We start from the raw sequence: 18,447 nt of genomic DNA on the forward strand, positions 1-18,447 counted from the left end.
TGATGACTTCAACCACAGGAGTCAGACCCATGAAATTCAACCATCTCAGCTTCCCTTCCAGCGATGTGCCCGCCACCGCCGCTTTCTTCGTGCGCCACCTCGATTGCACGCAGGAGTACCTCGGTCCGGCCGCCGCCATGCTCAAGCGCGGCGGCTTCGACATCGTCATCGAAGCCAAGGACCACACGGTGACGTGGCCGCACAACTTCCATCTCGGCTTTGAATTACCGTCGGCGGACGCGGTGCGCGAACTGTATCAACGCTTGCGGACGCAGGGCGTGACCATGAAAACCGAGGTGTTCCACCACGAACGCGGCACGCGCTTCTTCTGCGAAGCGCCCGGCGGTCTGTTGTTCGAAATGAACACCCGTGCCGACGCCGAGCAGCGGTACCGCGCCAGCTTTGAACGCCAAGCCCGCGCCGACGCTGTAAAATAGCTGCTTTTATATCTCAGCTTTTTACTTCGATGACGAATGTTCCAACACCGGCACCAGCCAAGCCAGTCCGCACCCGTTTCGCTCCTAGCCCGACTGGCTATCTCCACCTCGGCGGCGCCCGCACGGCGCTGTACTCCTGGGCCTTCGCCCGTCACTTCGGCGGCACTTTCGTGCTGCGGATTGAAGACACCGACCTGGAGCGCTCGACCCCGGAAGCGGTGCAGGCCATCATCGAAGGCATGGAATGGCTGGGTCTGAGTCACGACGAAGGCCCGTTCTATCAGATGAAACGCATGGACCGCTACCGCGAAGTGGTGGCGCAGATGCTGGAAGCCGGCACCGTCTATCATTGTTACTCGTCGCCGGAAGAAGTGCAGGCGATGCGCGACCGCGCCACCGCCGCCGGCGAAAAGCCGCGCTACGACGGCACCTGGCGTCCAGAGCCGGGCAAAGTGCTGCCGGCGATTCCGGAAGGCCGCAAGCCAGTGGTGCGCTTCAAGAACCCGCTGGATGGCGAGGTAACCTGGAACGACTTCGTCAAAGGCCCGATCACCATCGGTAATAAAGAGCTGGACGATCTGGTGATCGCCCGCCCGGACGGCACGCCGACCTACAACTTCTGCGTCGCCATCGACGACCTGGATATGCAGATCAGCCACGTGCTGCGCGGCGACGACCACGTCAACAACACGCCACGCCAGATCAACATCCTGCGCGCCATCGGTGCCGAGCTGCCTGAGTACGGCCACCTGCCGATGATTCTGGGTTCGGACGGCGCCAAGATGTCCAAGCGCAAGGACGCGGTCAACGTCATGCAATATCCGGCCGAAGGCTATCTGCCGGAAGCCATCCTGAACTACCTGGCGCGTCTGGGCTGGAGCCACGGCGACGACGAAGTATTCTCGATGGAGCAGGTGTGCCAGTGGTTCGATGGCAGCCACCTGTCCAACTCGGCCGCGCAATTCAATATCGAAAAACTGAACTGGCTGAACAACCACTATATTAAGCAGGCCGACAACGAACGCCTGGCTGCCCTGGCACAGCCGCGCATGCAGGCCAACGGCGCCGTGTTCGACGGCGCGCCGGCGCTGGCGGTCGTGCTGGGTCTGCTGAAAGAGCGTACCAACACCGTTAACGAACTGGCCGATGCCGCCATGCTGTTCTACCGCGAGCCGCAACCGGATGCCGCGCTGCTGACCCAGCATGTCACCGATGCAGTCAAACCGGCGCTGGCCGATTTCGCCGAGCGCTGCAAAACGGTGGAGTGGAACAAGGCCGCGCTGGCCGCGATGATTAAAGAAGTGCTGGCTGCGCATGGTCTGAAGATGCCGCAAATCGCGATGCCGCTGCGTCTCTTTATTACTGGTCAGCTGCAGACGCCGGCAATCGACGCCGTGCTGGAAATCTTCGGTCGCGACACGGTTGTGGCGCGCTTGGCAAAGTTCCTCTGATTTGTTGATTGAAGCAGGGGCAAAGTTGCAAAAGGGTATTTGCAATATACGGCGCCTCTGCTATACTCTTGTCTCTCGCGCAAACGGGGGTATAGCTCAGCTGGGAGAGCGCTTGCATGGCATGCAAGAGGTCAGCGGTTCGATCCCGCTTACCTCCACCAAGTTTGCAGAGAAAGTAGTACGGTAGTTCCAAGGTCCCCATCGTCTAGAGGCCTAGGACATCACCCTTTCACGGTGAGTACCGGGGTTCGAATCCCCGTGGGGACGCCAGCTTCGCCAAGGCTGGTTAGTAGTAACAATCTGTGCCAGAGGGGGTATAGCTCAGCTGGGAGAGCGCTTGCATGGCATGCAAGAGGTCAGCGGTTCGATCCCGCTTACCTCCACCACCGCACAGAGGATGATAGCAGTAAGGTAGTTCCGAGGTCCCCATCGTCTAGAGGCCTAGGACATCACCCTTTCACGGTGAGTACCGGGGTTCGAATCCCCGTGGGGACGCCAGCGATGCCAACGTTGGTCGGTTTGCAGTAAATGTTTTCTACGCCCGGGGGGTATAGCTCAGCTGGGAGAGCGCTTGCATGGCATGCAAGAGGTCAGCGGTTCGATCCCGCTTACCTCCACCAATATCGCGTAGAATACAGTCAATCAGCAGTTCCTTGGTCCCCATCGTCTAGAGGCCTAGGACATCACCCTTTCACGGTGAGTACCGGGGTTCGAATCCCCGTGGGGACGCCAAAACAGCGTAAGTGATCAAGCCGCCATGTAGCGGCTTTTTTGTTTTTAGCGCCGTGACAATGCGTGCATCTTCAAGCTGATCGAAATGATAAGCTTGCCCGATATGCAGATCAAACGCGCCTTATTCATTTGTACCCAAAACCGCTTGCGCAGTCCGACTGCGGAAAATGTATTCGCCAGTTGGCCGGGCGTGGAAACCGACTCGGCAGGACTGGGCAATGACGCCAACGTGCCGCTGTCGTCTGAGCAAATCGAATGGGCGAATCTGATTTTTGTGATGGAAAAAGCGCATCGCAACCGGCTGTCCGCAAAATTCTCCAGGCACCTGAACGGCAAGCGCGTGATCTGTCTCGATATTCCAGACGACTACGAATACATGCAGCCTGAGTTGATCCGTCTGCTGAAGGCGAAGGCTGGCAGATTTTTGGGCTAACTCCATGCATAGACTGAGCAGCCGATTCAACTACTTGCGCGGGATGGAAGCCTTGGCCGCGGTGGTGTTGCCGATTGTTTTCATTCTGGATTGGCGCAAGTCTGAGGCGGGTGTGCATTGGCCGCTGGGGCTGTCGGCGCTGTTCTCGGTCAGCTACCTGCTGGTGCAGGGCGCGCTGTATTGGCAACTGAAACATAGCGCGCTGTCCGCGTCGGCCCCGTTGCCAGGTTACTTTAAGCAGTTGTTCAACTCATTCAAAGTATCCAATCTTGTGCTGTTCGGCGCAGTCGCGCTCGGATTCATTGTCGAGATAGCGCGTTCCGGGTGGAGCGCGCAATTGGCATGGCCGCTCGGGATTTTCCTGTTCGCCGTGCTAGAGCATATCAACTATTACCACTACCAACTCATGTACGACACTTCAGCGTCGGTGCGTTATGTGCTGCGCAATCGCCGCCTGCGCAAAGCCGCACTCGGCATCGATTTAAGCCGACGTGCTGGCCGCAGTGTCTAATCAGCCATGAAAATCAAAGGACCTTTCCTCGCAATGGGAACAGAGCGTCTAGTACTGGCGTACCCGACGCTGGATGACTGCGCTGCTGTATTGGAATACCGTAAATTAAACCGCGATCACTTAAGCGCATGGGAGCCTCTTCGTTCAGAAGAATTTTATACAACCTCTAGTGTCGAGCTCCAGATGCACGATTTGGTAGCGCAAATCGCCAACGGGACCGTTGTGCATTGGCTCATCAAGAGGCACGGGAGCTTAGAAGTTATTGGTCAGTGTGGCTTCACGAACATCGTCTATGGTCCTTTCCAAGCGTGCCACCTCGGTTTCTCCCTTGGGCAGCGGCATCAGGGCAGTGGCTTGATGTTTGAGGCGCTGAAGACAGCGATTCCGAGCGTTTTCCAAACGCATGGGCTGCATCGGATAATGGCAAATTACCAGCCTGAAAACCGCAGGAGCGAGATATTGCTTCAGCGACTAGGGTTTGAGAGGGAAGGGCTGGCGAAGAGCTACCTGAAAATTAATGGGCGCTGGTCCGATCACGTGCTCACCTCCTTGATTAATCCGCGAACCATCGAGGATTGAATACGGGCCTATCACGATAGTTGCCGAGTCGAACTAGTATATTTGCGCCACCAGGCGTGACAAAGTACGCATTTTTCCATTTTGGCAATATGTTATGCTGGGTGGTATGGGCTGTATGGCTCCAACCCAGAGGCAAACTATTTTCTGATGCGTATTCCTTCCCTGATTCTGCTTTCCGCGCTGTTGTCTGGCGCATCTGTCCTTCACGCCGCGCCGGTCAAGCCTGCGGCGACTAAATCCAGTGATGATCCCACCTTTGCTCGCGGCACGCCGGTCCCGGCCTGGGCGGCGCCGCTGGCCGATGCGCCCGCCACCAAGCGCGAAGATCCGGTGGTGTTGCGGCTGTCGGACACGCAAGTGCGGGTGGCGCCGACGCCGGTGGTGCTGCGCAGTCGCGTCATTCAGGTGAATGAGCGCAGTTCGTTGTCGCGCATCGGGCAGTTTGCGATTAATTACTTGCCCAAGCATCAGAAGCTGTCGCTGCACAAGGTGGCGATCCTGCGCGGCGGCGAGGTGCTGGATCGTACCGCGACGGTGAATATCCGCTTGCTGGACCGCGAGCAGGGACTGGAGCAGGGCATGTATGGCGGCGCCCGCTCGGCGCAGTTGCTGATGGATGATGTGCGCATCGGTGATGCGTTGTGGGTGGTGTACAGCGTGGAGGGCGAGAACCCGGTGTTCGGCAATGCGTGGTCGGGCGAGTTTTCGCTGGAATCGGATGAGCCGATCGAGCTGATACGGCTGACGGTCACGCATCCCAAGGACAAGCCGCTGTACTGGCGCCAGCTAGGCGATTTCCGCAAGGATGAAATCAAACCCGAAGTCGACACGGTCGGCAATCAGGAGCGCTTGCGCTTCGAGCTGCGCGGCGTGGATGCGGTGGAGTCCGAGGCGGCGATCAGTTCGGACTATCTCCCGATTCGCATGATCCAGTTCAGCCCTTACGCGGACTGGCACGGCGTCGCCGCGTGGGCCAATACGCTGTTCCCGCAGCCGAGCCGTTCGCCGGAGTTGGACAAGCTGGTGGCGACCTTCCGCAAGCAGCCCACGCTGGAAGCGCAGGCCAGCGAGGCGTTGCGCTGGGTGCAGGATGAGATTCGTTATTTCAGCGTGTCGATCGGCGAGAACTCGCACCGTCCGCAGGCGCCGGATGTGGTGCTCAAGCATCGCTACGGCGATTGCAAGGACAAGAGCTATCTGCTGACGACCATGTTGAATCAGTTGGGTATTGCGGCCCGGCCGGTGCTGGTCAATGCGCAGGGGCCGAAGGTGCCGGGCAAGGTGCTGCCGACCGCGACCTGGTTCGACCATGCCATCGTGCGCCTGGAGCTGGATGGCAAGGTCTACTTTGTCGATCCCACCCGCAGCAGCGAGCGTGGCCCGATCAGTCAGCGTCCGGTGGTGTTGCCGGATGGCCTGGGCCTGGTGGTGGATGGCGCCACCACCGCGCTGGCGCCACTGCCGCCGGAGCGGCTGGAGCAGCCGACCTTCGATGTCACCGAAAAAATCAGCGTGGTGGCGATGGACGGTCCGGGCAAGCTGGATCTGACCGAGACCTACCGCGCACGCTGGGCCAACTGGGCACGCGAGCATTATGCGGGCCTGTCCGAGCGCGAAACGCGCAATGAGCTGATCGCGCTGCTGGACAAACAGTATCCGGGCGCGACGCTGAACGGCAAGCCGCGCTTTGTCGATGATGCGGAGGCCAATACCTATCAGGTGATCGTCCAGTACGACCTGCCCAAGCCGATTACCAAGAAGGATGACGTCTACTCCATCGATTACGACACCAAGGTAGTCGCCGGCACCTTGCAGGTGCCGGGCAAGGTGACGCGCAACTTCCCACTGGCGCTGGCGCCCACCCATCACCGCTATCGCTTGCAGATCGACTGGCCGGGCGACATGCGCATGGTGGGTTCGTCTGCTGCGCGGGATATCGAGAATCCGCATTTCTCCATGCATCAGGAGTATTCGATCATCGGCAATCGCACCGAGCTGTTGGTGGATTACATGGTCAGCAGCAGCACCGTGCCTGCCGCCGATGTGCCAGCCCTGCAGCAAGCCGCCAAGCAACTGAATACGGCGATGGAAGCCAGCTTCCGCTTGCCCGAGTATGCGACGGTGAAAGAGGATGGGCGCACCATCCCGCTGCGGCATCTGGCCGCAGTGCGCAATGCCATCGTCGATGGCGAGCGCATGCGCCATTTCGACTTCTCGCAACTCGGTGACGCGGCGCAGTTGCAGCAGTTCTGCGCTGCGGCCGCCGACGCGGTGGACCTGCGTCCCATCAACGGCGCGGCCGGTCGTCTGCTGCGCCAGGGGGTGACGGCCATGGAAAAATACATGCAACAGCGCGGCATCCGCCGCTGTCTGGCGCAGTTGGACTTTGCCTGGGGAGACTACGAACGCGCCCAGACCTTTTACGAGGCGGACGCGCCGCTGAAGGATGATGATGCCTTGCTGGCGGAGTTGGCCTGGGCGCGAGCCTTGTCCGGCAATGCCGATGGCGCGCTCGAGGCCAGTCAGCGTTACATCGCCGCGCGCATCAAATCGGGCGCGCTGGATGTGTACGACCTGACGCAGGTGCTGGCGCTGTATGCGCGTACCGGCAAGCCGCTGCCGGCCGATCTGCGTAACCGCGCCGCCCGCTATGCCGAGGGGCCGTGGCCGCGCCCGGTGCTGGCCTATCAGTTGGGCAAGCTCAAGGAGGATGCCTTGCTGGCGTACGCCGATCGTCAGCAGTTTGACCAGCGCGACCGCATGCTCAGCGATGCCTGGTTCTACATCGCCCAGCAGCGTTATGCGGGCGGCGATGTGGCGGGCGCGCGCAAGGCCTTGAACTGGGTGCGCATGCACGGCATTTTCGGCACGCCGCAGTTGCATCAGGCATTGGGGGAACTGTGGCACGCGGATTATGGCGACGCCGATTATCGCAACGGCATGATCGCTGATCAGGAGGGTGAATCGCGCAAGGCGTTGGAATTGCTGGAACGCGCGGCGGCACGCGGCCACGGTGCGGCCATGAAAGCGCTGGCGGCCAAGTATCAGGACGGCAGCGGCGTTTCCAAAGATGTGCAGCGGGCGGCGGCGCTGTTCCGCCAGGCCGGCGAGCACGGCGATACCGGCGCGATGAATTCGTTGGGTGTGATGTATGAAAGCGGCGAGGGCGTCGAGCGCTCGGAAGCACTGAGTATCGAATGGATCTCCAAGGCTGCCGAGATTGGCGATTTTTATGCTTCCCGTAATATTGGCTGGCGCTACCGTCGCGGCACCGGCGTGCCGATGGATGGAGCGATCGCGCGCCGCTATCTCACCGATGCCGCCGAGCTGGGCAACGACAATGCGCAGAGCGAGCTGGCCGACGTGTTCCTGAACGGCGAGGGCGTGGCGGTCGATTACCCGATGGCGAATTACTGGGCGCGTCGCGCCATCGATGGTGGCAGCGTACACGGCAAGGCTATCCTCGGCTACCTGTACGCCTACGGCCGTGGCGAGAAGAAGGATGCGACCACGGCGGTGGGGCTGTGGCAGTCGGCCGCCGCCTCGGGCGATTCGATGGCGCAGTTCCAGCTGGGGCTGGCGTATTCCAATGGTCTCGGTGTCGAGAAAGATAGCCGCAAGGCGCGCAACTTCCTGCGCCAGGCCGCCGACGCGGGCAACCTCTACGGCCGTATCTATTTTGACGATCTGGTGATGCGCGATGATCCGGGCAAGAAGGAGGTGGAGCGCGTGATTGATTCCTTCACCAAGCTGGCCAACGCCGGTGTGGCCAATGCGGCTGAATTGCTCAGCCAATACTACGCGAATGGCATCGGCGTGGCGAAAGATGCGGGCCAGGCCGAGCGTTGGGCCAAGCTGGCGACCGGCAAGGTTGCCAGTGCGGCCAGCACCGAGGCGGCGCCGCACTGAGCGGAGCGGGCAGGCGTTGCAGACCTGCCAATCTTGCTGTGTTTTTTCAGCAAAAACAAGGGTTTGCTATTGCGTTCGGGGAATGACGCTGCCATAATACGCGCCTTGGAAATGTCCCCATCGTCTAGAGGCCTAGGACATCACCCTTTCACGGTGAGTACCGGGGTTCGAATCCCCGTGGGGACGCCAAAAGACATTTCCAATGGCCAGTACGGACAGTTTCTGTCCCCATCGTCTAGAGGCCTAGGACATCACCCTTTCACGGTGAGTACCGGGGTTCGAATCCCCGTGGGGACGCCAAATCATGCAAAAAGCCGCCTAGTGCGGCTTTTTGCATTTCAGCCCTCACCACGCCAGCGGCGCGTAGCCGATCGGCGGCCGGTAGTAGGGCAACATGCCCAGCGCGAACGGATCGTAGGCTGGCATCATCATCGGCATCATCTGCTGCGGTTGCATGGCCGGCTGTGCCGGCTGCGTTTGCAGCCCCACCGCCAGTAACACGTCCGGCAAGCCGTAGCCTACCCGGCTTGGGTCGCCCTGGCTGACCCGGCGCGCGCTGGCGCGGATGATCTGGAACAGCCGCTCCACGCGTTCGGGGCCGCGCGGCTTGTACTGCGGCGTCTGCAATTCCGGATGATGGGCCAGCGTCAGCGCCGCCAGCCCGGTCACGTGTGGTGTTGCCATCGAGGTGCCATCCCAGGCCGCGAAGTTATTCGGCGGCACGCAGGAGGTGATGGCCACGCCCGGCGCGCACACCGCCACCTGCGGTCCGAAGCAACTGAACTTGGCAGTGAAGTAGCCGTAGGCGTCGACGTTGCTGTCCAGCGTTTGCGCGTGATAGCTGTCGGCCGGGAATTCGTCCAGCTTGCCGATGGCGGCCACCGCCAGCACATTGGGCGACGAGGCCGGATACTGCACCGCGCCGCCCGAGTTGCCGGCCGCGACAATGCACGCCACACCGGCCCGCTTGGCGCGCAGGATCTGCTGTTCCAGCGCTTCCGACACGTCGGCCCCGCCCAGCGACAGGTTGACCACGTCGATCTGTTTTTCGATGCAGTATTCCAGCGCGTCGATCAACTGGCTGACCTGGCCGCCAGGGAACAGCTTGCAGGCATGGACTTCGGCGTCCGGCGCAAAGCCGCGTATGCCGCTGGCGATGTCGGCCGCCGCGATCACGCCGGCGCAGTGGGTGCCGTGGCCCAGCGTGTCCTGGTCCCAGCTGTTGGGATTGGTCTTCTTGTTGATCACGTCGAAGCCGGCGTGGATGCCGTGCAGATTGTCGTGGCTGGTGGCGGCGCCGGAATCGATGATGGCGATCTTCACGCCCTGGCCGCGATAGTTGCCGGGCAGCTGATCCAGTCGCATCGCTTTCTGTCCCCAGCCGTAGGCGCGCTGACGCGGAAAGCCGGCCAGCGCCGGCCAATCCGACAGCGCGCGCAGCGCCACCACATTGGCTTGCTCGTTGCTGATGTCGGGATCGCTCTGGTAAAAGCTCCAGTAGTCGGCCTTGGGTTTGACATAAAGGCCACGCACGGTGTCGCGGGTTTCACCAAACAGCGACAGCGTGACCTGGCCGTTGACGTCGGTCACGCCGCTGGCCGGTAGCATGCTGCCGAACAGCGACACTTCGGCGTTGGCCTGCGGCGCGCCATCCTTGCCGATCACGCTGATGATGGCGTTCAGCACCGGCCCGCTGCTATCGGTGGGCGCCACGCCGGTGACCATGACCGGCTGGCGCAGTTGCGGGTCCATCAGGTTCAGATGCTGATCGTGTTCGACCAGTAGCCGGCCCTGGCCTTGCTGGTGCAGGGCGACGGCTTTCTGCTCCGTCATGCGCGCCACCAGCACGCCTTGGCCGCCGCCCATGCCATCGGCCAGCGTGCCCAGCACGGATTTGGGGCCGACTTTGTCGACCACTTCGATATCGCTGCTGTCGCGCAGCGCCTGCTCCAGCGCGGCGAATTGCAGGGGTTGCAGTCCCAGCGTCTGCAAGCCGTCCTGCCCCTGGCGCGGCGCGATCACATACTGTTTCTTGCGGGCGCTGACGTTGCGGCCGCTGGTGTCGGCGCGGCCGTTGGTGTGTGGCGTGGTGTCGCTGTTGTCGGCGCTGGCGCTGACCGCGTCTGCTGGCACGGCGGTGGGGCGGGCCTCGCCGCCGCTGGTGGGATCGGGCGGCGTGACGCTGCCGCCATTGGTAGTCTTGGGCATGATGTTCCTTTCAAAAGGAATCGAAGGGGCCGCTGTCGAATAGCGACAACGGCCGGTCCGGTTCTATCGTTAATTGATGGGTGGGCGAGCCGGTCTGGCGAAAGTGCTGATCCAGCAGGCGCGCCTTGTCGAGACTGATTTCCACCACGGCGGTGTGCGGCCGTTCGCGCGGGCCGATCAGATCGATCACGGCGATGTCGGGATCGATCGCGGCCACCGTGAGGAAATCGTTGAGCGGCGCACCGCGCGCGGCATGGACCAGGAAGCGGGCCTTGTCGGGTTGCGCCGGTGCATCGGGGAAGGGATCGGGCATGAAGCTCTCCTAAAAAGGCAGCGCCCTCCGGCAGCCAGGGCCGCCGGAGGGTTGAAGGGAATGTGCTGCGTCAATGCAGCGTGGTTTGACCGTAGAGCGCGCTGTTGCCTTGCTGGGCCGCCAGTTGCGACAGCTGGGCCAGCTGCGCCAGTTGTGCCTGCTGCTGCGCGTAGGCCGCCGTCACCGGATCGACGCCAAACGGCAGCATGCCGCCCAACTGGCCGGCGATGCCGCCCATGGTGTTGCCGAGGCCGGAGTTACCGAAGATGCCGCCGATGGCGCCGCCCAGCGGCTGGCCGACGCTCTTGATGATGTTGCCGAACCAGCCCTGCGGCGCCAGTCCCTGCTGGGCCAGCGCTTCCTGCTGCGCATAGGCGGCGCTGACCGGATCGACGCCGAACGGCAGCAAATTGTGCGGCGATGGAATGAAGGGGCTGATGATGCCGGTGTAGGGATGGGCTTTGCGGATCAGGTCGCCGATCCAGCCTTGCGGCGCCAGCCCTTGCTGTGCATAGGCCGCAGCCACCGGGTCGACGCCAAACGGCAGCATGCCGCCCAACTGCCCGGCGATACCGCCGATGGTGTTGCCCAGGCCCGAGTTGCCGAAGGCACCGCCGATCGCGCCGCCCAGCGGCCGCGCGACATTCTTGATGATGTTGCCGAACCAGCCTTGCGGCGCCAGTTGACCCAACTGGCCCAGCTGCGCCTGCTGCAGTAGTTGCTGTTGCTGCGCCTGTTGCGCGTAGGCGGCGGCCACCGGGTCGGTGCCGAACGGAAGCAGCGAGCCGCCGATGCCACCGGCCGCCTGGCCGATGCTGCGGCCGAGGTTGGCGTTACCGAACAGGCCGCCGATACCGCGCCCGATCAGGCCGCCCAGTGGCGCGCCCAGCAGGCCGCCAAAGAAGCCCTGTGGAGCCAGTTCACCCAGTTGTTGCGGGAGTAGTTGTTGTCCGTAATATTGTTGAAACTCGTTCATGACATCTCCTGGTTATTGATAGCGTGGACAGCCGGCGCCTTGCGCCGCACTGGTAGGATTGGACTGAAGCCCGAACCTGAAGTTTTGGTATTCTTGGTGGCCGTCCGGCGTTAATCGGGTATCATCCAGCCTCGATTTTTCCTGCACGAATACATGATGAAATTCCACCGCCTGGACCTGTTTTGCCGCGTGGTCGACAACTACGGCGATATCGGCATCTGCTGGCGCCTGGCGCGCCAGCTGGTGCGCGAGCATGGCCTGGCCGTCACGCTGTACGTGGACGATCTGGTCAGCTTCCGCCGCATCTGCCCGCCGGTCGATACGCAGGCCGAGCGCCAGCAGCTGGAGGGCGTGACGGTGCGCCACTGGCGCGATCAGGACGGCGTCTACGCGCCGGCCCAGGTGGCGGACATCGTGGTGGAATTCTTCGCGGTCGACCTTCCGCCCGGCTACATCGACGCCATGGCGCAGTGCGAGCCGCGTCCGCTGTGGTTCAACCTGGAGGGACTGACGGCAGAGGAGTGGGTGGAGGGTTGCCACCGCCTGCCATCGCTGCAGAATCGCGGCTTGATGAAGCATTTCTTCTTCCCCGGCTTTACCGCCAACACCGGCGGCCTGCTGCGCGAGGCGGAACTGGCGCAGTTGCAGGCGCAGTGCGAACCGGCGGCTTTCCTGCGCTCGCTGGGACTGACGGCGCCGGAGATCGCGGCCACCAAGGTGTCGCTGTTCTGCTATCCGCACGCGCCGGTGTCGGCGCTGTTTGAGGCGTGGCAGAACGGCGCGCAGCCATTGACCTGCCTGGTGCCGGAAGGCGTGGCGAGCGAGGCGGTGCGTGCCCACATGGGCGGCGACGCTGTGGCCGGCACGGTGGCCACGCGCGGCGCGCTGACGGTGCGGGTGCTGCCGTTCGTGCCGCAGCCGGATTACGACCGGTTGCTGTGGTCGTGCGACCTGAATTTCGTGCGCGGCGAGGATTCCTTCGTGCGCGCGCAGTGGGCCGGCAAGCCCTTCATCTGGCACATCTACCCGCAGGACGAAAACCTGCATCACAAGAAGCTGCGTGCCTTCCTGCAGCGCTACGCGCCGCAACTACCGGCGCTGGCCGATTTTTCGCTGCGCTGGAACGGCGCGCCGGTGCATGGTGAATCCGACAACTGGGCCGCCTCCTGGGCGGCGCTGGCGGCGGAAGCCGGTGACGCCACCGCCCGCGCCGCAGCATGGCAGCAACAAATGCTGGCGCACGGTGATCTGGCCACCAATTTGCTAGCGTTTGCCGCCACGCTGAGATAGGCGCTTAGCGAAAAAACAGGTACAATGCCGGGTTCAGCTCTGTACCGCTTTTTACGATCAACCGTCAGGCGACGATGATCTTTACGCAACCACCTTATTAAGTAGAATCGCTATGAAACCAGCAAAAGAAATTCGCGTCGGCAACATTATTATGGTTGACGCTAAGCCATTCATCGTCCTGCGTTCCGACGTCAACGGCTCGAGCCGCACCGGCTTCACCTACAAGTGGAAAATGAAAAACCTGCTGACCAACGCTCCTTTCGAAAGCGTGTTCCGCGGTGACGACAAGTTCGACGTGGTGGTTCTGGACAAAAAGCCAGTGACCTACTCGTACTTCGCCGACCCACTGTACGTGTTCATGGATGCTGACTACGAACAGTACGAAATCGAAGAAGAAAACCTGGGCGACGCTCTGAACTACCTGAAAGACGGCATGGAATGCGAAGCCGTGTTCTACGACGGTAAAGCGATCTCGGTTGAATTGCCAACCACCATCCAGCGTCAGATCATCTACTCGGAACCAGCTGTTAAAGGCAACACCTCGGGTAACGTGACCAAGGAAGCCAAGATCGAAAACGCGATCGAATCGAAACAGTTCACCATCCAGGTGCCACTGTTCGTGTCGCAAGACGACGTTGTGGAAATCGACACCCGCACCAACGAATTCAAGAAAGTTGTGCGTAACTAATACGCAATCTTTCTATGGAAGCACGCCGCGCGCAAGCCGGCGTGCTTTTTTTTTATCAATTTTTGTGGTGGAAGTGTTAACCTCTGATATATTAATGCGACGCAACAAATTCGGCGCATTAGTGATAACCACGGGGATGGCATGGATCGCAGGGATTTCGTAAAAATCGGCTTGGCGGCGGGGGCCGCTGGCGGAGGCAACCGGGTGCTGGCGGCGACGCCGACAGCCAAACTGGGCACGGGCGGCATCCTCGACGCCGGCGTCCACGAGCAGCAGCAGATGATGGAGGCCGGCAAGCTGACCTCGCATGCGCTGACATCGCAATATCTGGCGCGCATCAAGACCATCGACAAGTCCGGTCCACGCCTCAACGCCATCATCGAAATCAATCCGGAAGCGCTGAAGATCGCGCTGGAAATGGACCGCGAGCGTAACCTCAAACGCGTGCGCGGACCGCTGCACGGCATCCCGATTCTGCTGAAAGATAACATCGCCACCGCCGACCGCATGAGCACCACCGCCGGTTCGCTGGCGCTGGCTGGCGTGCGCGCGGCGCGCGATGCGCATGTGACGGCGCAGCTGCGCGCGGCCGGCGCGGTCATCATCGGCAAGACCAATTTGAGCGAGTGGGCCAATATGCGCTCGACGCATTCGGTCAGCGGCTGGAGCGCGCGCGGCGGCCTGACCTTGAATCCGTATTCGCTGGATCGCAATTGCAGCGGTTCCAGCTCCGGTTCCGGCGCTGCCATCGCGGCCGGGCTGGCGACGCTGGCGGTGGGCACCGAGACCGATGGCTCCATCGTGTCGCCGGCCTCGATCTGCGGGCTGGTGGGCATCAAGCCGACGCTGGGACTGGTGAGCCGCAGCGGCATCATCCCGATCGCGCATTCGCAGGACACCGCCGGCCCGATGGCGCGCAGCGTGGCCGATGCGGCGCTGATGTTGTCGGCCATGACTGGCGTCGATCCGAAGGACGCGGTGACGCAGGAAAGCGTGGGTAAGGTAGGCGACTACCGCGCCGCGCTGGACAAGGGCGGCTTGAAAGGTGCGCGCATCGGCGTGGCACGCAACTTCTTCGGCCATAACGCCGAGCTGGATGCAGTGATTGAAAAAGCGCTGCTGGACCTGAAGGCGCAGGGCGCGACGCTGGTCGATGCCGACGTCCCCAACGTCAGCAAGTACAACGACAGCGAAACCGAAGTGCTGCTGTATGAATTCAAGACCGATCTGGCGGCCTACCTGAAGGAGTATGCGCCGAACGCGCCGGTATCCAATATGGCGGAGCTGATAGCCTTCAACCAGCAGCATCGCCAGCAGGAGCTGCCTTACTTCGGCCAGGAATACTTGGAGCAGGCGCAGGCCAAGGGCGGGCTGGAATCGCAGGCATACAAGGACGCGCTGGCGAACAACCGCCGCTACGCGCGCGCCGAGGGCATCGACCAGGTGATGAAGGAGCATCAGCTGGATGCGCTGGTGGCACCGACCGGCGGCCCGGCGTGGCTGACGGACTTCATCAACGGCGACCACTTCACCGGCAGCTTCTCGTCGCCGGCGGCGGTGGCGGGTTATCCGCACATCACGGTGCCGGCGGGGTATGTGCATGGGCTGCCGGTGGGCTTGTCCTTCGTCGGTGCGGCCTACAGCGAGGCGGCGCTGATCCGCATGGCGTATTCGTATGAACAGGCGACGCTGCACCGGCGCGCGCCGCAGTTCCCGCCGAGCGTGTCGCTGGCGGTGCGCTAGTCTTTCAGGACGTGGCGGAAGGTGGGCTCGATGCCCATCGCGTGCAGGTGGCGCACGATGTCTTCCAGCGTGGCGTCCTTCAGCAGCAGGTGGTCCGGCGTCGGTTTGTTGACGTGGTGTGACTGTTTTGGCCTTGCGGTGGGCGATAGCGGCAGCGGTGCCGGCACGCTATCGGATGCTGCGTGCTTGGCTTGCAGCTTGTCCAGCGCGTGCTGGAAAGCTTCGGCGCTGATGCTGTCCAGCTTTTCCAGGAAGCCTGCTTGCGCGGATTCGCTGGGCGTGACTTCCAGCCCCAGGTCTTCGGCCAGCGCGCCGCCCATGCTGGGATTGATGAAGGCAGCCCACAGCCCGGTCGCTACGTGCTGGCAGGGCGGCAGTTCGACCGCCGTGCGTCCCAGGTCGATAATCTCATCTTCAAAGTAAGCCTTATGCAGCAAGGCCAGGAACTGGCGGGCCTGGTCTGGCGAGAGCGGTTGCGCCAGCGATAACCACAACTGGTAACTGTCGCCGCCCGACACGCTCACCGCCGGTGCCGGCAGCTCCAGTTCCTGCTGGATGGCGTTGGCCACGTCGCACAGGCGCAGCCAGTGCTGCTCGCCCTCGGCCTTGTGGAAGTCGATGACGATGGCGCGCTGCAGATCGCCACGGGCCAGGTCCACGCTGATGGTATGTTCGCCGCGCAGGTGTCGCGCCAGCTGCTCATCGTCGTGGAAGTCGTGCAGGTACAGTCGTTTGAGTTCGGAGATCAGTTTTTGCATGGCGTGATTATGCGTCATCGCTTCCAGAACATCCAGCGCGGACGGGAGGGAGGAGGCGCTGCGGGTGGTGGAGGCGTCAGGCGCGGCGGCCAGTTTTCGGCACCGCTGAAGAAACCGGCGAAGGCGGGGCCGGGGTAGACGTTCAGGTTGTCGCCGTAGATCAGGCCCGTGATGTTGCGCATGGCGGGGCTGAGGTGGAATTTGCCGTGATCGCGCAGGTGGTCCAGATCCTGGATGGTCTGGCGCAAATCGGCTTCCAGCTCGCCGTCCTCACACATCCAATCGAGTTCGATGGTGCGCACCAGTAGATTGGAATAGGGCTCGTTTTCCACGCGGTGCAGCCAGTCTTCATACAGTTCGTGGCGTTCTTCGTTCATTACTGCGGCCATCGGCGCGGACAGCGCGTGCAGGCGGCGCAGCGCGTCTTCCTTGGCGCACAGCAGATAGGGATAGGCGCGGCCGCCGTCTTCGGCGTTGGCTGGCACCTGGCGGATGTCGCCGGCGGCAAATAGACACATCCAGAACAGTGGCACGCTGGCCTTGGCCTCGTATTCGGCGCCGGAATGGCGCGAGAAATCGTCGAATTCGGCGTCGGTGGGCAGATGGGTAAAAGCGGTGGAGCTGAGATAAACGCGGTTTGCCATCGTTATTCCTTGTCGAAAATACCACGGAGTGTCATTGTAGTTTAGAATGCAACACCGTAGCGCACGTCTTGCTGCGCTCGAACCGGGAGAAACGATGAAAATGGTTTACGGGGCCGCTTTGTTGGCGGTGAGTGCTTGCGCGTGGGCGCAACAGGGCGCGGAATTCTCGGTTCCGCATCAGTTAATCGACGTGGGCGGCGGCCGCAAGATGAATCTGTATTGCAGCGGCCAGGGTGCTGTAACGGTGGTGTTTGACGCCGCCGCTGGCGATGCCGGATGGGCGTGGTATCGCGTGCAGCCGGAAGTTGCGCGGCAAACGCGTGCCTGTGTATTCGACCGCGCCGGCTTCGGTTTCAGCGACCCGGCCACGCAGCCAAATACGGCGGAGGGTGTGGCGGCGGATTTGCATAAGCTGCTGAGCGCCGCAGGCGAAAAAGGGCCTTACGTCCTGGTTGGCAATTCGCTGGGCGGCGCCAATGTGCAGGTCTATGCCTATCGCCACCCCGAGCAGGTAAAAGGGCTGGTGCTGGTCGAGGCGCAGCATGAAGACGAAACCGATCGCCTGGATCGCGCCAGCGGCGGCAAGATCCGGCAGATCTATGCCATGGTGGCCGGGCAGGGCACTTACTGTCTGGATGCCGCTCGCAAGGGTTTCGATACAGATAGCGAGGCAGAGCGTAACTGTATAGGTGAACCGCTGCAGACCTTCGGCCCCAAGCTGGGCGCCGCTTTACTCGCGTCTGAACGCAAGGCGTCCTACTGGCAGGCCAACGTCGACGAATACGCCGCCATGGGCACCAGCGATGAGCAGTTGCGCAAACTGCGCCGACCGTTTGGTGATATTCCAGTGCTGGTGCTGACGCGCGGCGTGAGCCCTTATGCGATACCGGGGGAACCGCAGACTGCCTTGAACAAGACGGTCGAGGATGAGAATTTCGCGATCCAGAAAGAGTTCACCAAGCTGTCGCCGCGCGCTTCGCAGCGGGTGGTGGCCGGCGCCGGCCACGTGATTCAAGGCGAGAAGCCTGAAGCGGTGGTCAGCGCCGTGCTGGAAGTGGTGCACCAGGTTCGCTGATTACATCGCCTGGCGTACCAGCACCGCATCCGCCCGGTACAGGTCGGGTGCGATGCGCTTCAGGTTGACCACTTTGGGCAGGTCGTTGAAGACGATGTAGGGATCGTTCGGATGCAGCGTCAGGTAGTTCTGGTGATAGCCTTCGGCCGGGTAGAACTGCTTGCCGTTTTCAATCCGCGTCGCCAGCGGCTTGCTGTATGCATGCGATGCGTTCAGCTGGGCGATGTATTTTTCCGCGACGCTGAACTGTACTGGCGACTGCGGGAAGATCGCAGAGCGGTACTGGGTGCCGCTGTCCGGCCCCTGGCGGTTCAGCAGCGTGGGGTCGTGCGCCACCGAGAAGAACACCTGCAGCAGCTTGCCGTAGCTGATCTGCGTCGGATCGTAAGTGATCTTCACCGATTCCGCGTGGCCGGTGTCGCCGCGTTCTACCGCTTCGTAGCTGGCGTTGCGGGCATCGCCGCCGGTGTACCCGGACACCACGCTGGTCACGCCTTTGACGTGCTGGAACACGCCCTGTACACCCCAGAAGCAGCCGCCGGCAAAGACGGCGGTGGCGCTATGGTCGGTGCGCGCCGGTTCGTCGACCGCCGGCGCGGCGATCACCACGGCGGATTCCGCCGATATGGCCGACTGCTGGCAGGCGGCGAGGGTAAGCAGGGCGAGCGCGCCGCCCAGTTTTTTGCTGATGCTGTTCATG

The 18,447-nt window shown here is 62.2% G+C and carries 16 protein-coding genes and 8 tRNA genes; 18 read left to right on the forward strand and 6 right to left on the reverse strand.

Annotated features, from left to right (window positions below):
• Positions 1 to 29: 29 nt before the first annotated feature.
• The 14 genes from GJ699_RS24470 (at position 30) to GJ699_RS24535 (ending at position 8,352) form a co-directional block, all read left to right on the forward strand.
• The gene (locus GJ699_RS24470) at positions 30 to 437 is read left to right on the forward strand and encodes a VOC family protein (RefSeq protein ID WP_154381286.1); all 408 of its coding nucleotides are present in this window, start codon (positions 30 to 32) and stop codon (positions 435 to 437) included.
• Between the two features lie 29 nt (positions 438 to 466).
• Positions 467 to 1,888, forward strand: a complete 1,422-nt coding sequence (gene gltX / locus GJ699_RS24475) for a glutamate--tRNA ligase (RefSeq protein WP_154381288.1) — start codon at positions 467 to 469, stop codon at positions 1,886 to 1,888.
• Positions 1,889 to 1,973: 85 nt separating this feature from the next.
• Positions 1,974 to 2,049 (forward strand) — tRNA-Ala (locus GJ699_RS24480).
• 33 nt (positions 2,050 to 2,082) lie between these two features.
• Positions 2,083 to 2,158, forward strand: a tRNA-Glu gene (locus GJ699_RS24485).
• Between the two features lie 40 nt (positions 2,159 to 2,198).
• Positions 2,199 to 2,274 (forward strand) — tRNA-Ala (locus GJ699_RS24490).
• Positions 2,275 to 2,310: 36 nt separating this feature from the next.
• Positions 2,311 to 2,386: transfer RNA gene (locus tag GJ699_RS24495), tRNA-Glu, on the forward strand.
• Positions 2,387 to 2,432: 46 nt separating this feature from the next.
• Positions 2,433 to 2,508, forward strand: a tRNA-Ala gene (locus GJ699_RS24500).
• A gap of 36 nt (positions 2,509 to 2,544) precedes the next feature.
• Positions 2,545 to 2,620: transfer RNA gene (locus GJ699_RS24505), tRNA-Glu, on the forward strand.
• Positions 2,621 to 2,729: 109 nt separating this feature from the next.
• The gene (locus GJ699_RS24510; protein ID WP_371867665.1) at positions 2,730 to 3,053 is read left to right on the forward strand and encodes a low molecular weight protein tyrosine phosphatase family protein; all 324 of its coding nucleotides are present in this window, start codon (positions 2,730 to 2,732) and stop codon (positions 3,051 to 3,053) included.
• 4 nt (positions 3,054 to 3,057) lie between these two features.
• Positions 3,058 to 3,564 (forward strand): hypothetical protein, encoded by a 507-nt coding sequence (locus GJ699_RS24515; RefSeq protein WP_154381292.1) that lies wholly within the window; start codon positions 3,058 to 3,060, stop codon positions 3,562 to 3,564.
• 6 nt (positions 3,565 to 3,570) lie between these two features.
• Positions 3,571 to 4,143, forward strand: coding sequence for a GNAT family N-acetyltransferase (locus tag GJ699_RS24520; RefSeq protein WP_154381294.1), 573 nt, complete (start codon positions 3,571 to 3,573; stop codon positions 4,141 to 4,143).
• A gap of 147 nt (positions 4,144 to 4,290) precedes the next feature.
• Complete coding sequence (locus GJ699_RS24525) at positions 4,291 to 8,052, forward strand: DUF3857 domain-containing protein (protein ID WP_154381296.1); 3,762 nt, start codon at positions 4,291 to 4,293, stop codon at positions 8,050 to 8,052.
• A gap of 113 nt (positions 8,053 to 8,165) precedes the next feature.
• Positions 8,166 to 8,241: transfer RNA gene (locus GJ699_RS24530), tRNA-Glu, on the forward strand.
• A 35-nt stretch (positions 8,242 to 8,276) separates the two neighbouring features.
• A tRNA-Glu gene (locus GJ699_RS24535) sits at positions 8,277 to 8,352 on the forward strand.
• Between the two features lie 45 nt (positions 8,353 to 8,397).
• Here the strand turns inward: GJ699_RS24535 and GJ699_RS24540 are convergent.
• From GJ699_RS24540 to GJ699_RS24550, 3 genes are all read right to left on the reverse strand, one after another.
• On the reverse strand, positions 8,398 to 10,260 hold the full coding sequence (locus tag GJ699_RS24540; RefSeq protein ID WP_154381298.1) for a S8 family serine peptidase: 1,863 nt from the start codon (positions 10,258 to 10,260) through the stop codon (positions 8,398 to 8,400).
• A 10-nt stretch (positions 10,261 to 10,270) separates the two neighbouring features.
• A complete protein-coding gene (locus tag GJ699_RS24545) occupies positions 10,271 to 10,573 on the reverse strand; it encodes a hypothetical protein (RefSeq protein ID WP_154381300.1) in 303 nt (100 codons plus the stop codon).
• Between the two features lie 70 nt (positions 10,574 to 10,643).
• Positions 10,644 to 11,549 (reverse strand): hypothetical protein, encoded by a 906-nt coding sequence (locus GJ699_RS24550; RefSeq protein ID WP_154381302.1) that lies wholly within the window; start codon positions 11,547 to 11,549, stop codon positions 10,644 to 10,646.
• Positions 11,550 to 11,702: 153 nt separating this feature from the next.
• On the opposite strand from GJ699_RS24550, the gene earP reads away from it, so the two are divergent.
• From earP to GJ699_RS24565, 3 genes are all read left to right on the forward strand, one after another.
• Positions 11,703 to 12,839 (forward strand): elongation factor P maturation arginine rhamnosyltransferase EarP, encoded by a 1,137-nt coding sequence (earP, locus tag GJ699_RS24555; RefSeq protein WP_154381304.1) that lies wholly within the window; start codon positions 11,703 to 11,705, stop codon positions 12,837 to 12,839.
• Between the two features lie 112 nt (positions 12,840 to 12,951).
• Entirely contained in the window at positions 12,952 to 13,527 is a 576-nt protein-coding gene (locus tag GJ699_RS24560; protein WP_154381306.1) for an elongation factor P, read from the forward strand.
• A gap of 141 nt (positions 13,528 to 13,668) precedes the next feature.
• Positions 13,669 to 15,270 carry an amidase gene (locus tag GJ699_RS24565; RefSeq protein WP_154381308.1) on the forward strand — a complete coding sequence of 534 codons (1,602 nt, stop codon included), beginning with the start codon at positions 13,669 to 13,671 and terminating at the stop codon, positions 15,268 to 15,270.
• On the opposite strand, the gene GJ699_RS24570 is transcribed toward GJ699_RS24565, so the two are convergent.
• Together GJ699_RS24570 and GJ699_RS24575 are read right to left on the reverse strand one after the other, a co-directional pair.
• On the reverse strand, positions 15,267 to 16,028 hold the full coding sequence (locus GJ699_RS24570) for a hypothetical protein (RefSeq protein WP_154381309.1): 762 nt from the start codon (positions 16,026 to 16,028) through the stop codon (positions 15,267 to 15,269). The two genes, GJ699_RS24565 and GJ699_RS24570, sit on opposite strands and share 4 nt — an antisense overlap.
• A gap of 14 nt (positions 16,029 to 16,042) precedes the next feature.
• Complete coding sequence (locus GJ699_RS24575; protein ID WP_154381311.1) at positions 16,043 to 16,672, reverse strand: hypothetical protein; 630 nt, start codon at positions 16,670 to 16,672, stop codon at positions 16,043 to 16,045.
• A 94-nt stretch (positions 16,673 to 16,766) separates the two neighbouring features.
• Between GJ699_RS24575 and GJ699_RS24580 the strand changes: the two genes are divergently transcribed.
• A complete protein-coding gene (locus tag GJ699_RS24580; protein ID WP_195763642.1) occupies positions 16,767 to 17,747 on the forward strand; it encodes an alpha/beta fold hydrolase in 981 nt (326 codons plus the stop codon).
• Here the strand turns inward: GJ699_RS24580 and msrA are convergent, their stop codons facing one another.
• Positions 17,748 to 18,446 carry a peptide-methionine (S)-S-oxide reductase MsrA gene (gene msrA / locus GJ699_RS24585; protein WP_154381315.1) on the reverse strand — a complete coding sequence of 233 codons (699 nt, stop codon included), beginning with the start codon at positions 18,444 to 18,446 and terminating at the stop codon, positions 17,748 to 17,750. It abuts the gene before it with no gap.
• Between the last annotated feature and the right edge of the window lies 1 nt (position 18,447).

The sequence above is a fragment of the Duganella guangzhouensis genome, from assembly GCF_009674535.1.
GTDB classification, from domain to species: Bacteria; Pseudomonadota; Gammaproteobacteria; order Burkholderiales; family Burkholderiaceae_D; genus Rugamonas; species Rugamonas guangzhouensis.

What these genes read in the sequence shown, in the direction of transcription:
- GJ699_RS24520 (WP_154381294.1), top strand. Translation starts at nt 3,571, where the DNA reads ATGAAAATCAAAGGACCTTTCCTCGCAATGGGAACAGAGCGTCTAGTA.
- earP (WP_154381304.1), top strand. Translation starts at nt 11,703, where the DNA reads ATGATGAAATTCCACCGCCTGGACCTGTTTTGCCGCGTGGTCGACAAC.
- GJ699_RS24565 (WP_154381308.1), top strand. Translation starts at nt 13,669, where the DNA reads ATGGATCGCAGGGATTTCGTAAAAATCGGCTTGGCGGCGGGGGCCGCT.
- GJ699_RS24515 (WP_154381292.1), top strand. Translation starts at nt 3,058, where the DNA reads ATGCATAGACTGAGCAGCCGATTCAACTACTTGCGCGGGATGGAAGCC.
- GJ699_RS24470 (WP_154381286.1), top strand. Translation starts at nt 30, where the DNA reads ATGAAATTCAACCATCTCAGCTTCCCTTCCAGCGATGTGCCCGCCACC.
- GJ699_RS24575 (WP_154381311.1), bottom strand. Translation starts at nt 16,672, where the DNA reads ATGGCAAACCGCGTTTATCTCAGCTCCACCGCTTTTACCCATCTGCCC.
- GJ699_RS24560 (WP_154381306.1), top strand. Translation starts at nt 12,952, where the DNA reads ATGAAACCAGCAAAAGAAATTCGCGTCGGCAACATTATTATGGTTGAC.
- msrA (WP_154381315.1), bottom strand. Translation starts at nt 18,446, where the DNA reads ATGAACAGCATCAGCAAAAAACTGGGCGGCGCGCTCGCCCTGCTTACC.
- GJ699_RS24550 (WP_154381302.1), bottom strand. Translation starts at nt 11,549, where the DNA reads ATGAACGAGTTTCAACAATATTACGGACAACAACTACTCCCGCAACAA.
- GJ699_RS24580 (WP_195763642.1), top strand. Translation starts at nt 16,767, where the DNA reads ATGAAAATGGTTTACGGGGCCGCTTTGTTGGCGGTGAGTGCTTGCGCG.
- GJ699_RS24540 (WP_154381298.1), bottom strand. Translation starts at nt 10,260, where the DNA reads ATGCCCAAGACTACCAATGGCGGCAGCGTCACGCCGCCCGATCCCACC.
- GJ699_RS24570 (WP_154381309.1), bottom strand. Translation starts at nt 16,028, where the DNA reads ATGCAAAAACTGATCTCCGAACTCAAACGACTGTACCTGCACGACTTC.
- GJ699_RS24525 (WP_154381296.1), top strand. Translation starts at nt 4,291, where the DNA reads ATGCGTATTCCTTCCCTGATTCTGCTTTCCGCGCTGTTGTCTGGCGCA.
- GJ699_RS24545 (WP_154381300.1), bottom strand. Translation starts at nt 10,573, where the DNA reads ATGCCCGATCCCTTCCCCGATGCACCGGCGCAACCCGACAAGGCCCGC.
- gltX (WP_154381288.1), top strand. Translation starts at nt 467, where the DNA reads ATGACGAATGTTCCAACACCGGCACCAGCCAAGCCAGTCCGCACCCGT.